The following is a 14,847-nucleotide window of genomic DNA, read 5'->3' as shown; positions in this document are numbered from 1 at the left end:
CGGCGCGTGCTTGTGCTAATGCAATTTTCATTATGCCGCCCCTAGCCGAAACGTCGGACCGCCCTAAAAGGGAATTAAAAAATTATTTTGACTTTTTATACTTTCTTGCTCCCCTCTTCATTATTGGAGCGACCCACACTGGGAGGGTCGGGGGTTAGGTTTTTTACTTTCCCACTCAATAGCCCATCAAGATTCAATATAAGTATTTATCTTTGTATTCCGATGGCATCCCCCATTTTCATCACACAAACAACTTATGAAGTTCCTTAAACGTCTACTATTCTTACAACTATTAACGGCTACAACCGCCTTTGCCCATTTGGGTACTATTGTGGGCAAGGTAACAGACGCCCGCACCAGACAACCCGTTCGCGGAGCCAACATCGTTTTAACAGGCCTTAGTCGCGGTGTCATAACCGACGAAGCAGGCTATTTCCAGATTAACAATCTGTCACCGGCCACTTATACCCTCGAGGTGTCATTCATTGGCTACACCGCCCAGACCCACACCGCCGAAGTAAAAGCCGACGAAGCCACGGTAATAAATTTTATACTAACCGACACCGAGGTATCGCTGAACGAAGTGCAGGTATCAGCCACCAACCCACAGCATCAACAGGTTATTTCGGGGCTGGATATCCGCCTCCGTAACATCAATAATTCGCAGGAAGTGCTACGCATTATTCCGGGCGTGGTTATCGGGCAGCACGCCGGAGGCGGCAAAGCCGAACAGATTTTCCTGCGGGGCTTTGACCTCGACCACGGTACCGACATCCGCCTCACCGTCGACGGCATGCCTATCAACATGGTTTCTCATGCCCACGGACAAGGCTATGCCGATGCGCATTTCATTATCCCCGAACTCATTGAGGGGGTTGATTTCAAAAAAGGTTTATATGATGCCGACAAAGGCAATTTCAGCACGGCTGGCTGGGCTAATTTCCGCACCAAGTCGGTTTTGGAGCAGAATTTCGTGAAGGCAGAAGCCGGACAATTCAATACTTACCGATTGGTAGGTGGTGCCAATGTACTGAAAAAGGCCGACCAGAACGCCTATCTGGCCGGAGAATACAATTATTCTGATGCTTATTTTGAAGCCCCGCAACATTTTAAACGCCTCAATTTGGTGGGTAAATATCACGGTCATTTAAGCGCCAATACCAACCTCAGCTTGACGGCTTCCACCTTCTGGAGCAAATGGCTGGCATCAGGCCAGATACCCGACAGGGCGGTTGAAAGCGGACAAATCGGCTTTTTCGGAGCCATTGACCCGAACGAGGGAGGCCAAACCAGCCGTACCAATCTGAATGCAGAACTGGTTACACTTACGAGGCACAATCATGTCTGGAAAAACCAGTTTTTCTATTCAAACTATAATTTTGAGCTGTATTCAAACTTTACTTTTTTTCTGGAAGACCCCACAAACGGCGACCAGATTAAGCAAAAAGAAGCCCGCAACCTTTGGGGATACAACAGCCATTACTCTATTGCGCATGGCATTGGCCAGAAACAAGCTACGTTTAACGCCGGCCTTAATTACCGCCACGATATAACCCACGATTCTGAGCTTTCGCATACCTTAAACCGTACCCGGCTGCTGAAAGCCATCAAACTGGGCGACGTAAACGAAGCCAATCTGGGCATTTATGCCGACGAGAGCATTCAGCTAAGCAACCGCCTGTCGGCAACTGTCGGTATCCGATTTGATTTTTTCCATAATCAGTACCTCGACCACCTGCAAAACAACACCACCGCCAAAGCCAGTGCCTCTATTGTATCGCCCAAGTTGAATCTGTATTATACCCAAAACAAAAACCTGCAGTTTTATCTGAACTTGGGCAAGGGTTTCCACTCGAACGACACCCGTGCCGTAGTAGCACAAAATGGTCTTGAGATTTTACCCCCTGCCTACGGTGCAGACCTCGGCACTACCTGGAAGCCCTTCCCGAAAATGCTCATCAACGCGGCTTACTGGTATTTGTGGATGCAGCAGGAATTTGTGTACGTAGGCGATGCCGGAGTAGTGGAGCCGTCGGGACAGTCAGTCAGAACCGGCTTTGATGTATCGGCGCGCTACCAGCTAACCCGCAGTCTATTTGTTGATTTTGACGCCAACTGGGCAAAACCACGCGCAGTGGGCGAAGTCGAAGGACAAAACTACCTGCCACTGGCCGTTAAGTTTACCAGCATTGGCGGGCTTACAATCAAAAACAAAAGCGGTTTCAGCGGAAGCCTGCGCTACCGTTACGTGGCCGACCGCCCCGCCAATGAAGATGGCAGCATAGTAGCCAAAGGCTATTTTGTAACCGATGCCCTGGCCAGCTACACCAAAGGCAAATACACACTGGGCGTTACGATACAAAACCTCTTCAACACCCGTTGGAAAGAAACCCAGTTTGCCACCGAAAGCCGCCTGAAAAACGAAGCCGAACCGGTAGAAGAAATCCACTTCACACCCGGCACACCCTTCAATGCCAAAGTGTTTTTGCAGGTGAGTTTCTAAATAAATAACTGTAAAACATCGTGTTACCCGGTGTACATCGTGGCTATTTTTCTTTGCCACAAAGTACACCAAGTGCGCACTAAGTTTCACAATTCTAAAAAACGCTGTAACCTTTTGCCACAGCCTGAGTTTCCCCATGAAAATCACCTTACATTTTCATGAAGAAGCTACTTACTTTATTACTTTTAATCAGCCAGTTGGCCAACGCGCAATCGAAAGAAAAACAAACAGAGGCTTTTCTGCTCAGGCAGATGAAAGACCTGAAAATACCCGGCCTGCAAGCCGCCGTGGTGCAGAATGGCAAAATTGTGTTCAGTAAAGCCTATGGCATGGCCAATCTGCAAGATAATGTGGCCGTAGATAACCAGTCCATCTTTGCCATTAACTCCTGTACCAAAGCCTTTACAGGTGTAGCCATTATGCAATTGGTTGAAGAAGGCAAACTGAGCCTCTCTGCTCCTATCTCTAACTTTGTTGACAGCCTGCCTGCGCTCTGGCAACCCATTACCATTAAGCAGTTATTGACCCACATTTCGGGTCTGCCAGATATCCTTCGTCTGGAAAGCAACGCAGGCCAGGCCAATGAAGCCGCAAGCTGGAAGAAAATCCAAACCCTGCCGATGGACTCGCCCACCGGTACACAGTTCAGTTACAACCAGACCAATTATGTGCTGCTGGGCAAGGTAATAGACAAGCTACGAGGCAAGCCATTTGCGCAGGTATTTCAGGAAATGCAGTTTAATGTAGTGGGCATGCCGAATACGCTATTTGGCGACTCGCGCGACATCATCCCTCATTTTGCCCCTACTTACAGCTTCAAAAAGGCAATAGATGGCATACCCTTACCTGAACCCCGACTGACCAACAATTATGTAGAATTTATGCCTGCACGCAGAACAGGCTCAGGCCTTAACAGCACCGCCGAAGACATGGCCCACTGGATAATTGCCCTGCAACAAGGCAAATTATTTAAAAATAAAGAAACACTGAACGCCCTCTGGACACCCGCTACCTTCAACAACGGCCAGCCGACCCAATGGGCTATGGGTTGGGGTGTTAACAAATGGCGGCCGCGCCACCGCGCCTTTGGCATGACAGGCGGTAGCCGTTCTGCCTTTCTGGTATATCCTGATGATAACCTGGCCGTTATTGTACTTACTAATCTGGGTGGTGCATCGCCCGAAAACTTTCTGGAAGAACTGGCAGGTATCTACAACCCTGATATTCCGGCGGCCGACCCCATTACTACCTTAAGAATTGAACTCAATAAACGTGGCTACAACCAAGCCATAGAAACAGTGGCCGACATCCGTAAAAAAGACCCGACCTTCAAACCCGATGAAAACGAACTGAACGACTGGGCCTATCGCGTCATGTCATCTGACCGAACGGCCGATGCCCTTGCACTCTTTCAGCTAAACGCCCATCTGTATCCTGAAAGCTGGAATGTGTATGACAGCCTGGGTGAAGCCCTGCTGAAACTCGGCCGGAAAGAAGAGGCCATCAGGATGTACCGGAAATCGGTTGAACTCAACCCCAATAATAACGGTGGCAAAAAAGTATTAGAGCGTTTGGGGAGGTAGCATTCCTCAAAACCTACGCTAAATTTCTCCCACAAGTTCCCCTCCTTTTTCAAGGAGGAGTACCCAAAGCCAGCCGATTTTTCATCGGTTGGCTTTGGGGGAAGTGGTAATACTCAATTAAATCAACCTCCTGTTATTCGCAAGTAAAAATTCCCAACCGATAAATCACTAAAACGCAAGTTTTCAAGCCACTTCTATTGGTTTTTATTAAATTTGTTTAGCGCAATAAACGTATTCATACAAATTCGGTAACCACCATGAAAAAGCTTTTTGTCTTTTCTGTTATTTCACTGGCTCTTGGTTGCGCCAAACCCTCAGCTGAGCCAAATCCTTTAGCCGGAGAAAAAAAACTGGTAGCGCTTACAGCCAACAACAAACCCAACCAGAAATTTGAATACAATAACCATTTACTGGTAAAAGAAAACCTGTTTATTGGCTGCGAAACCAACCCAACCGACGAATACACCTACGAATATAAAAATGGAAGGGTATCGCGGCTGCTTACCACACTCCGTAGTCTGTATTCAAGTAGTATGGCTTTGTGTGACCCGGCGGCAGGCATGAAATCAGAAGAAACATTTGAGTATAACAACGCCGGGCAGTTGCTGAAAGTAATGAGAGCCAGCTCAACTACCGAATACACGTACAACGCCAAAGGGCAGGTAGTAAAGCAGGCGGTTGTCAGTAACGGCAGCGCTTACGTGACCACTTATGAGTATGATACCAGGGGCAATCTTATCAAACAAACCGACCCCGGCGGAGCATCAACTTATTATACTTATGACGACAAAATCAATCCATATTATAAAATCAACCATCGCCCGCAATGGATAAGCGCCTTCAACAAAAGCCCTAACAATGTCATTAAGGCCACCGGGAAAGTCAGTTTTGAACGTACATTCAGTTACAGCACCGATGGCTACCCCGTTGAAGTGTACGAAGACAACCTGGTTACTTACAAGTTTGTATATAAATGATACAGCACCCTACAAAGTGCAGAAGAAAAACTTCCGGCACCTAGTTGTTGGTCATGGTAGCCCGGCGGTGGTTCAGCCCCCACATCAGCATACTGTCAATCACGTCTGACAACTTACGTGCAGACTCCGTCAACTCATATTCTACCAGCACCGGGGTGGCATCATACACCACCCGCTTCACCATGCCGTTCAGCTCCAGTTCTTTCAGTTCTTTAGAAAGCATACGGGGTGTAATTTTGGGTATATTCCGCTGAATCTCCGTAAATCGTTTAATGCCAAACAGCAAAGAACCCAGAATAGGCATCTTCCATTTTCCGGTCAATACATTCAGGGTGTCGTTTAGCGCCAGCACAAACTGCTCGGGGCAGGCTTTTACATCGGCAAAATCCATTATTGTTGTAGGTACCATTTCCTGATTTTTTTCTTTACTATACTTTTGTATAGCACTATACAAAAGTATATCACTATATTTTATATAGCAAATATATATACTTTTGCAGCAACATAATTATTTTATAAAGAAAATTTTCAAGAACATGATTTTAGTAACAGGCGCAACCGGACAATTCGGTGCCACAACTATCGACTTCCTTTTAAAAAAAGGCACACCAGCCAACGAAATAGCCGCATTGGTAAGAGACGAAGCCAAAGCAGGCGACTTAAAAGCCAAAGGTGTGCGTATCGTAACCGGTGATTATGACAACTACGGCTCTCTGGTTGAGGCCTTCAAGGGCGTAGACAAACTCTTGTTTGTGTCAGGCAGCGACGTAGTGAACCGCATTAAACAACACGAAAACGTAGTAAAGGCGGCCAAAGAAGCAGGCGTAGGCCATGTGGTGTACACCAGTTTTATACGTAAAAACGAAACCGAAACATCGCCCATTGCTTTGGTGGCGCAATCGCACTTGTTTACCGAAAATGCACTGAAAGAGAGCGGCATCACCTATACTATTCTTCGCAATAATATTTATGCCGATATCCTGCCCATGTTTCTGGGGCCTAATGTTACCGAAACAGGCGTGTTTTTCCCTGCCGGCGATACCCCGGTGGCCTTTACATTAAGAAGCGACATGGCCGAAGCCACCGCCAACGTACTGACAGGCACCGGCCACGAAAACCAGGATTACCGTATTTCAAACACCGAAACCGTTACTTTTCATGACATTGCCCGTTTCATAGGCGAAGCAGCAGGTAAAGAGTTAGGCTACGTAAGTCCGGAATCGGCCGTTTATAAACAAGTGCTAAGCGGCGCAGGTTTGCCTGAAGAGGTAGTGGCCATATCGGTAGGTTTTGCCGAAGCCTTTAAACAAGGAGAGTTTGATTCAACCGAAACCGATTTGGATACATTATTAGGCAGAAAACCGGGTTCAGTAAAAGACTATTTGACGGCGATTTATTCGGCAAAGTAAGGTTAGAATATTTTATAAGAAATTGGTAGAGACGGATTGCATCCGTCTTCAGGGGACAACATCATACAATAAATGAATTAACATGCCATTCATTTAATCAATATTGAGAGCCGCTGAACAGTCAGGCCTGGAGCCACATGCAATGTGGCTCTACCAAATTCTATCGCAAATCCAGTCCCTACTTCACGAACGACATATCCAGCCAGCTGACACACTTCTCCCATGCCTCAACCGGAATTTTGGCATGATACGTATCTTTCAGCACCACAAATGCTTTCTGTTTGCCGGGTATGGTATCATAAAACTCTCTGGCTTTTTCTACCGTAAACAGCTCGTCTTTATCGCCAATGCCTACCATTATCGGCAGGTGCAGGTCTTTTTCTATTTTCAGTTCTTTTACGGGTATCATGGTTACAAACCGCAGCGTGTAGGCATAATTATACAGCGGGTCTTGGGCAACCGTCATGCCCTCGCGGTAGTATTCCACCGCCTGGTGCGACGGCCGTAAAATAGAGCTGGCCACAATCCGGGCCTTTTGCAGTAACGACGGCTGCACTACCTCGCCCTCTTTTTTGCGCTCATAAGCCGCCGAAAGCAATATTAAACCTGCCATTTCCTGAGATGCCGCATTGGCCGAAACAATAGCCGACACCACCCCCAGGCTATGCCCCATTACCAACACCTTAGCAAACCCCAGCCCTTTTACAAATTGAATAGCCTCTACCAAATCAGCAATGTATCGGTCTTTATTAGGCGCATCGGCTCTGTTACCACCAGATAACCCATGCCCGCGGTAATCAAGCCCGAAAGTGGTATAGCCCCCGGCTGCCAGCGTTTTTCCGGCCAGGTCATACGCACCGCTATGCGCCGTAATGCCATGAAAAATAAGCACTGCCAGGTCTTTTTTGGCAGGCACAATGCTATCCGGGTTCCATCGCCTCATAAACAGCGTTTCACCGTCGGTGGCAGTCAGCAGCTCATGCGGGGCCGTATAACCCTTTCTTAAAGACGCAGCCTCGGCAGGCGAAATACCCTTATGATTGGTCTTAGATTCAGCAGGCAGATAAGCCAGCGCCACCCCGGCCAGCAGGATAACCACTAGAAGCGCAAGTACGATATACACGATTTTTCTGGTAGTTTTTTTCATGAATCAACACTTATGGAAACATACAAAACTAAATAAGATAAGTGCAAATAAGATGCAATGCGAGTGATTTTTTTGAAGTAACTATCAGTTGATTATTGATTTGCTGATTCGGGTAGAGTTGATTCGGGTAGAGTTGATTCGGGTAGAGTTGATTCGGGTAGAGTTGATTCGGGTAGAGTTGATTCGGGTAGAGTTGATTCGGGTAGAGCCGCACTGCGTGCGGCTTGGGGCCTTTGCTACACCTGTAAACTGTGAGTAAAATCATTGATTATGTCCCCCCCCCATTCCCCCTCAAAAACCTAATCCCCTTAGATGGCGTTCTTAGAACGCATAAAAAAACACAGCCCATGCACGCAGCAAGCCAAATGCACCAGATATAATACCTGATAATCAGTTAAAATTCGCTTACCGGTTTAATGTAGTAAATAATCATAAAAAGCTACCCGGCAGCACATTCAGGCAAAAATAATTGCCCCTCGCCCATTTGCCGTCAATGCACAAGGGGCAATGCCTTACTTGTCTCGGGTATAAACTCTTTTTCCGCCAGCTACTTTGCCCATGTTGGTATTCAGCACGCCGCCAACGGCAATTCCACCAATCTGGGTTTTGTCAATCTTCCAGTAAACAGAGTCATTCTTTACGTAGTAAGTACCTTGCTGGGTGTTAGTACCCGAGCCAAAACCTTTCGTTTTGCGGATATCGATTTGCTGGCATTTATCACCAGACATAAACTCGATAGTAGTAGTGCAGGTGGGGCCGTACAAAAATTCGGCGATGTCGTCTGTGGCTGTCCAACTCGTGCCAACATACGGGTTTTTGGGTTTTACATCTTTTTTACAAGCAAAAGTGAGTACAACCAGGATTAGAGGGAGTGATTTTTTCAGCATAATTGACAGTTGTTTTAATTTTTTACTTTTCTTTCGGGGTTACTCCATAGGATATGGCTTTCCCGCGGCGGTCGTTTCACTCAAAACTAACCGACAACGAGACATAAAGGAGACACTATATGTTCCTGACACTCAAATAAATTGAAGCAGCTTAAAAATGCAGAGTTGGGTTTAATAAGAAAACAGCAGTGATACACCCAACACCCTTTTTTTCACAGACAGTGTTACTATTCTACTACAAAGGTATATTACTAATAAATTAATTCAAAGTAAATACCCCGACAGAATTTTGTACCGCCTTTTCCTATTTAGGCCAAATGCCTCATCAACTGGCTTTTAGTTCCGCCTGTCAAGTCAAATTCACCCAACCTGGATAGATTCCTTTGCCAGCTTCATTGCTGAACAATAACCACCGTAACCCGTCCTGAAACCACCTCTCAATTTTTAATTCATTCTCTTTGCCGCTGCAGGGCAATTTTAATTGTCGTACATAACCCCGTATTTTGTCGTCTTTTGGTTTATCTATTTTTATTAATTTACATTTACTTTGTAAATAAAACCCGCTTAATTAAATGGCACCCGAAAAAATATCATTTACTACCGAGCTGCTGCTGGCGCAAAAAACAGCCACAGGCATTGAAGTGCCAACGCACGTGGTAGAACAACTGGGCACAAGCAAGCGCCCACCCGTAAAAGTTACCATTAATGGCCACACTTACCGCAGTACAGTAGCTGTAATGGGCGGCGCATTTATGCTGCCTGTCAATGCCGACGTAAGAGAAAAAGCAGGCATAAAAGCAGGAGACATTATAGAAATAACCCTTGAGGCCGACACCCAGCCAAGGGTGGTTGAGGTTCCGGCCGATTTCCGGGCTGCATTAGATGCCAACCCCATCGCCGCACAGTTTTTTGAGGGGCTTTCTAACAGCAACAAGAAGTTTTACATTGGCTCAATTGAACAGGCCAAAACTGCCGAGACCCGCACGCGGCGGATTGAAAAAGCAGTAGCAGACCTGCAACTGCAAAAAAAAATATAGCTACCCTTGTTTACCTTAAACAGAAACAAACCGGAAATTGCCATGCTAACAGAATAAAGTGTAGAATTACCTGCCGCTCCACCGGCATTTTGTGTTTGATTCTCTGATTTTTCTAATTTTCAATGCTGAAGCATGATCAAGATTTTAACTGAAGAAAACATCTTTAAAAACAAAAATAAGAGTGTTTCTTTCAGGCCTAGCAACTATGCACTGTTTATCATATATCAGGGAACTTTAGAAATAGAACTCTCTGGGGTGTTGAACATATACCAGGAAAACAGTATTCTTGTGGTTTCTCCGCTAAAAGTTTACCGGCTGAAAGAACACTCTCAAAACCTGAAAGTATATATACTGGTACTTGACAGGGAGGTACTTCGTGCCAGAATCAATTTTAACTTTAGTTTGTATGATGTTTACCGGTTAGCCAATTTTGAATGGAAAGGCGATGTAATAAAAGTCGAGAAAAGTGAATTTGATTCCCTTTTAAGCATTGCCAAACAAATCTACAACTACCTTTACGCAGATACTCACCGATTTTTTAAAGCAGAAATCATTACTGGCCTGGTTACGTCTGTCGTCTATATGATCACGGGTCTGTTAATTGAAAAAAAAGATTTTGATTTTAAAAACAGCTCCCGGAAAGAAGAAATTACAATTAAATTTTTCAACCTGGTTTCTCTACATTTTAAAGAACAAAAAGAACTGCGGTTCTATGCCGACCAACTGTCAATTTCTGTTAAATACCTATCCAATTGTGTACGCGAAATAACCGGCGTACCGCCTACCACGTTTATTGCCGATATCCTGGTCAATGAAGCAAAAATAGCATTGCTCAACTCCAAAGCTACCATAAGTATGATTACTGACACGCTCGGATACTCTGACCAATATGCGTTCGGCAAGTTTTTCAAAAAACATACGGGTTTAAGCCCCAGAAACTTCAGAAAACAGAATCAGCTCAGCAATATAGTATAGCTGGTGGCCGCTTTTCAATGCAATTCAGCCCATTTGATACCATCCGGACTTCTTTTTGTGTTTTTACGACCTTTTTTAATCAAGCGTTTGATTGAATCTTTGCACTGTAAAAACAAGTGTAAATTAATGAAACGCAAACGATACAACATTTTATTACTGCTGGCCATTTCACTATCCTCATTACAGCCTGCCCATGCCCAACTGGTAGAAAGAAAAATTTCGATAGCCAGCCTGCTTGCCTTGGTTGAAGAAAACCACCCGAGCCTGGCTGTATCAAAAACCGATATTTATATCGCAAAACAGGGCATAGAGGTAGCAAAAAATGCCATGTTGCCCACCATCAGCACAGCTTTGCAGGGCTATTATCTGGGCGATGCCCAAATCATCACAAAAGATTTATCCGATAATACCCGCATAAATATGCCGCACCTGGGTAATACTTTTTCGGTAGATGCCAGCCAGCTTATCTGGCGCGGAGGCATGGTACGCAATGGTATTGAGGCACAAAAACAACGAAAAGAACTAACCGAACTGAGCTACAAAGGCAACGAGCAAAACATCAAACTTCTGGTTTTAGGATACTATCTGGACTTGTATAAGCTCATCAATCAAAAAAAGATTTATGAACAGAACATCATACTTGCCGAACAAAGGCTGCTAAACATCAACAGGTTTTTCGGCGAAGGCATGGTTACGCGCAATGATGTTATCCGCGGGCAGTTGCAATTATCTAATCTCAGGCTTGCCCTGCAGGTATTAGAAAACAACCGGCAGATACTCAACAGGCAGCTAACCACCGCCTTGGGTTTAACAGACCAGACACAAATAATACCCGACGAAGCCCTGCTGACTGCAAGACCGCAAATTCTGGCGCCAGACAATTACCGCAATGAGGCAGTGAATCATCCTATGGTGCTCATGACCCAAAAAGCCGTTGAAATGGTCAGAACCTCAGAAAATATTACCAGAGCAGAGCTGATGCCCGCACTGTCGGCCTTTGCCGGAAACCGTTTGGCGCGCCCGATAACCACTTCTCTGCCTGCCCGTGATATGTACTACAACGGATGGAGCGCGGGCTTGTCGCTCAACTTCAATATTGATGCTTTATACAAAACCCCAAAGAAAATAAAACAGATACAGTTTGAAAAAGACAAAGCCCTGGCACAGGCAAACGAAGCCCGGCTGATGATAGACGTTGCCATTAATGCCGCTTACATTAAGTACAATGAAGCCCTGACGCAGAATAACACACTGGCAACCAACAAAAACCTGGCCGACGAAAACTACCGCATCATGGAGAGTAAATACAACAACCAACTGGCCATTTTACTGGATCTCATTGATGCCAGTAACCAGAAACTGGATGCCGGGCTGCAATATGTTAATTCTGAAATAAACATCATTTATGCCTATTATAAGCTACTGAAAGAAAGCGGCAAACTGTAAAATATTTAACAGCAAAATCAAAAGAAACAAAGAAGATGTCACAAAATAAAGCTAATACAACCACAGAAACCCAACAACCCGCAGCCGTGCAACAGGCCGCTGCACCCAAAGCAACCGCACATAAAGCAAAGCATAAAACTAAAAAAAGAGGCGCATTTATAGTAAATATGCTTGTGCTGGCGCTGGTACTGGCAGGCTTGTATTATGTTGCAAAGTCGTACGTTAGTGTTGGTGAAGACAACTACACCAATGCGGCACAGGTGGAGGCGTTCATAAACCCTGTCAATACCAGGGTGTCTGCCTACATAAAAGAAATCCGTTTTATTGAGCACCAGTACGTAAAAAAAGGCGATACCCTGCTCATACTCGACGACCGCGAGATACAAACCCAGCTGGGGCAGGCAGAAGCCGCCTACATGGCTGCGCTGGCTTCACGCAATGCCACCTCTAACACCATTAAAACGGTGGCCAACAACGTAAAAACAGTGGTGGCAAATGTCGATGCCGCCAAAGCCAACATTGAAGCATCTAAAGCCCGGTTGTGGAATACAGAACAGAACTTTAAACGTTACCAAAGGTTATTAAAAGACGAAGCCGTAACCCAACAGCAGTTCGACCAGATAAATAGCGAATATCAGGCACAGAAAGCACAACTGGAAGCACAGATATCGCAGTACCAGTCTGCAATCAACACCAGAACGTCCAGCGAATTATCGGTAAACGAGGTACAATCCCGGCTTGGCATGAACGATGCCGAAATCAAACGGACAGCCAGTGCCTTGCAAATGGCAAAACTCAATCTTTCATACACCATTATTACGGCTCCGCATGATGGTATCATGGGCAGAAGAACCGTCAATACCGGGCAGTTGCTCAACCCCAGCCAGCAGGTAGCCACCATCGTTGATATTGATCATATCTGGATTACAGCCAATTACCGCGAAAAACAAATGGGGAACGTTAAAATAGGCGGATTGGCAACTATAAAGGCCGACGCACTAGGAGGCAAAGTCTTTGAAGGAAAAATAGTGGCCATTTCCGGAGCAACCGGGGCAAAGTATGCAGCCGTGCCGCTGGATAATTCAACAGGTAATTTTGTAAAAGTTCAGCAGCGGATACCGGTAAGAATTGAATTTACCGCCAACAACCATCCCGCCGACCTTAAACAGCTTCGGGCAGGTATGAATGTAGAAGTAACCTTAAATTAACCGGCAGGTAATTACTGCCAATGTCTTACAAGAAACAAACCATGTATAACAAAGGTCCGTTTGCAAGCTGGGTTCCCAAGCCGGTTATGCTGATACTTATATTGGTCTTTCTATTTCCGATGATGACCATTTCGGGGGTGTACCCAACCACGCTCACAGACGTAACTGGGGCCCTGGCAACTTACACCGAATACATTTCTATGGCCAACAATGCAGGCACAATAGGCATGGGTGGTATATTCCCGATAGCCATGCGCTTAAAAATGCGTTTCAGAAGCAAAGAAATTATTACCACCAGCGCCATTCTGCTGGCAGTGTTATCTTATATGTGCGCCACCACCGACAACCCCCTGGTGTTAATCGGCTGCAGCTTCATGATTGGATTCATAAAATTTTTGCCCATTATTGAAATGATTCTGCCCGTGATGTTTATGATAGCGCCCACCGGCGACAGAGGCAAGTTTTACGCCATATTTTATCCTTTGTCTATCGGCTTTGGTCAGCTTTCGGCCTATACCTTTGCTTCATTGGTATTCAATGGCAGTTGGCAGGCGCCTTATTTTCTTATGTCGGCCATAATGCTGTGCATTGCAGCCTTGTCGCTCATATTCCAGCATAACCAAAGGTTCAGTTTCAAAATGCCATTATACCAGGTAGACTGGCTGTCATTGGCTCTATTGGCGGTTTCATTAATGTGTTTCAATTATTCCCTTGTCTTCATGAAACAGCAGGGCTGGTTTATTTCTCCCTCTATCGTGGGTACATTAATAGCCGGTGTTTTGCTTTTTGTGGCCCTTATTTACAGGCAGCAGTTCCTGAAAAGAAAACTCATTGATTTCAGTGCATTAATGAAGAAAAACGTAAGCCATTCTATAATTCTATTACTTTTTCTGGGTGCGTATCTGGCAAGTTCAAGCATTTACTCTCAATATTCAATGGCTGTTCTTGGATACAACAACCTTATCAACGCACAGCTGAACCTCTGGATGATACCAGGCATTGTGGTGTCCGGAATAATGGCCTACTTTGGCTTCAAAAACAATTGGTATATCAAATACTACATAGCAGCAGGTTTTGTATCTTTCTTCCTGCATACCCTGCTCTTGTATCTCATCATACAGCCGTATGCCGACATCCGTTATCTGGCATTCGCCATGTTTCTGAAAGGCCTGGGTATGGGCATACTTTTTATCGGAATATGGTTTTACACCTCGTTGAACCTGTCTATGCAGCAATTATTAGGTATAATGGGCATATTAATTGTTATCAGAGCTTTTCTTGCCACTGCCATTGGTGGTGCCATTATAGGCTGGGCCGGTTATCAGGCACAATGGCAAAGCCTAACCGACATTTCGGCTTATCTTGATACGGGGGATTTCCCGAACGGAATGGCCATTTACCAGAACATAAGCCTGAATGCCCTGATGGCCTCCGGAAAAATCGTGCTGGGGTCTATGTGCTGGCTTATTATTCCGGTTCTGATAATCATTGCCACACATAGCTATGGTAAGTTTCATTTCAAGAGAATTGTTCTTTTAAGAAAAATCATAAGAGGAAATTCAATAAAAGGATACAGGCTTACCTGATGCTTTTAAAAATGGTTTTCATAGTCTGGCAAAGCATACCAAGCGCAATGACATTATCTATCTGAATGCCGATGCAGGCAATAAGCCAA

The 14,847-nt window shown here is 45.2% G+C and carries 13 protein-coding genes; 10 read left to right on the top strand and 3 right to left on the bottom strand.

Annotation, left to right across the window (positions count from 1 at the left end; genetic code table 11):
* The first annotated feature begins 256 nt into the window (after positions 1-256).
* From C0V77_RS11395 to C0V77_RS11385, 3 genes are all read left to right on the top strand, one after another.
* Positions 257-2,503 carry a TonB-dependent receptor gene (locus C0V77_RS11395; RefSeq protein ID WP_101726482.1) on the top strand — a complete coding sequence of 749 codons (2,247 nt, stop codon included), beginning with the start codon at positions 257-259 and terminating at the stop codon, positions 2,501-2,503.
* 158 nt (positions 2,504-2,661) lie between these two features.
* Positions 2,662-4,086, top strand: a complete 1,425-nt coding sequence (locus tag C0V77_RS11390) for a serine hydrolase (protein WP_101726481.1) — start codon at positions 2,662-2,664, stop codon at positions 4,084-4,086.
* Positions 4,087-4,343: 257 nt separating this feature from the next.
* On the top strand, positions 4,344-5,063 hold the full coding sequence (locus C0V77_RS11385) for an RHS repeat domain-containing protein (protein WP_101726480.1): 720 nt from the start codon (positions 4,344-4,346) through the stop codon (positions 5,061-5,063).
* Between the two features lie 40 nt (positions 5,064-5,103).
* On the opposite strand, the gene C0V77_RS11380 is transcribed toward C0V77_RS11385, so the two are convergent.
* Entirely contained in the window at positions 5,104-5,472 is a 369-nt protein-coding gene (locus C0V77_RS11380; RefSeq protein ID WP_101726620.1) for a helix-turn-helix domain-containing protein, read from the bottom strand.
* A 127-nt stretch (positions 5,473-5,599) separates the two neighbouring features.
* Here C0V77_RS11380 and C0V77_RS11375 point away from each other — a divergent pair, with 127 nt between their 5' ends.
* A complete protein-coding gene (locus C0V77_RS11375) occupies positions 5,600-6,472 on the top strand; it encodes an SDR family oxidoreductase (RefSeq protein WP_101726479.1) in 873 nt (290 codons plus the stop codon).
* A gap of 178 nt (positions 6,473-6,650) precedes the next feature.
* Here C0V77_RS11375 and C0V77_RS11370 read toward each other — a convergent pair whose 3' ends face one another.
* Positions 6,651-7,619: an alpha/beta hydrolase gene (locus tag C0V77_RS11370; RefSeq protein ID WP_101726478.1), complete on the bottom strand. Its 969-nt coding sequence runs from the start codon at positions 7,617-7,619 to the stop codon at positions 6,651-6,653.
* Between the two features lie 88 nt (positions 7,620-7,707).
* Between C0V77_RS11370 and C0V77_RS23120 the strand changes: the two genes are divergently transcribed.
* Positions 7,708-7,878, top strand: coding sequence for a hypothetical protein (locus C0V77_RS23120; RefSeq protein ID WP_158237940.1), 171 nt, complete (start codon positions 7,708-7,710; stop codon positions 7,876-7,878).
* Between the two features lie 253 nt (positions 7,879-8,131).
* Here the strand turns inward: C0V77_RS23120 and C0V77_RS11365 are convergent, their stop codons facing one another.
* Complete coding sequence (locus C0V77_RS11365) at positions 8,132-8,506, bottom strand: hypothetical protein (protein ID WP_101726477.1); 375 nt, start codon at positions 8,504-8,506, stop codon at positions 8,132-8,134.
* A gap of 572 nt (positions 8,507-9,078) precedes the next feature.
* On the opposite strand from C0V77_RS11365, the gene C0V77_RS11360 reads away from it, so the two are divergent.
* The 5 genes from C0V77_RS11360 (at position 9,079) to C0V77_RS11340 (ending at position 14,758) form a co-directional block, all read left to right on the top strand.
* Positions 9,079-9,543 carry a YdeI/OmpD-associated family protein gene (locus C0V77_RS11360; RefSeq protein WP_101726476.1) on the top strand — a complete coding sequence of 155 codons (465 nt, stop codon included), beginning with the start codon at positions 9,079-9,081 and terminating at the stop codon, positions 9,541-9,543.
* Positions 9,544-9,675: 132 nt separating this feature from the next.
* Positions 9,676-10,518 carry an AraC family transcriptional regulator gene (locus tag C0V77_RS11355; protein WP_101726475.1) on the top strand — a complete coding sequence of 281 codons (843 nt, stop codon included), beginning with the start codon at positions 9,676-9,678 and terminating at the stop codon, positions 10,516-10,518.
* A 126-nt stretch (positions 10,519-10,644) separates the two neighbouring features.
* Entirely contained in the window at positions 10,645-11,964 is a 1,320-nt protein-coding gene (locus C0V77_RS11350; RefSeq protein ID WP_101726474.1) for a TolC family protein, read from the top strand.
* A gap of 35 nt (positions 11,965-11,999) precedes the next feature.
* Positions 12,000-13,172 carry an HlyD family secretion protein gene (locus C0V77_RS11345; protein ID WP_101726473.1) on the top strand — a complete coding sequence of 391 codons (1,173 nt, stop codon included), beginning with the start codon at positions 12,000-12,002 and terminating at the stop codon, positions 13,170-13,172.
* A gap of 20 nt (positions 13,173-13,192) precedes the next feature.
* Positions 13,193-14,758, top strand: a complete 1,566-nt coding sequence (locus C0V77_RS11340; RefSeq protein WP_229236268.1) for a hypothetical protein — start codon at positions 13,193-13,195, stop codon at positions 14,756-14,758.
* Positions 14,759-14,847: the final 89 nt, after the last annotated feature.

This window comes from Emticicia sp. TH156 (assembly GCF_002855535.1).
Taxonomy (GTDB): domain Bacteria; phylum Bacteroidota; class Bacteroidia; order Cytophagales; family Spirosomataceae; genus Emticicia; species Emticicia fluvialis.
The sequence above is the reverse complement of the archived record's forward strand: the minus strand, read 5'-3'. Positions and strand labels throughout refer to the sequence as shown.